The sequence below is a fragment of the Bacillus pretiosus genome, assembly GCF_051294775.1.
In the GTDB taxonomy this organism is placed as follows: Bacteria; Bacillota; Bacilli; order Bacillales; family Bacillaceae_G; genus Bacillus_A; species Bacillus_A wiedmannii.
The window spans coordinates 1-281 of the sequence record NZ_JBPPHF010000620.1 but is presented as its reverse complement, the minus strand read 5'-3'; the positions used below and the strand labels follow the sequence as shown (position 1 = coordinate 281).

Genomic DNA, 281 nt, shown 5'->3' with positions numbered 1-281 from the left:
ACACCAAATCTATCCCTTTCCGATGATCAGCAAAACCTACTCCCAAAATGATTTTGCTATCTAGAGGCAGGTTGTGTTGTTTTCGTAATTCGCTTCTAGCTTTTGCAATATTGTTCTTATAAGGATTGTGGTTAAACAAGCCTTGAGGGAGGAAGTGACATTTTTGATGATCTAATTGGGTGATTGTACGGAATTTTTCATACACGTACTGTGAAGGGAAGACAATTTTGTAAGCAACCTGGGCGATGTTTCTCGCTTTCCCCTCGGCAGAGTACTGTTGT

Annotated in this window: 1 pseudogene; it reads right to left on the bottom strand. The window is 40.6% G+C overall.

Annotated features, from left to right (window positions below):
• A pseudogene (locus ACSG5Z_RS32415) lies at positions 1 to 281 on the bottom strand (glycosyltransferase); the annotation flags it as partial.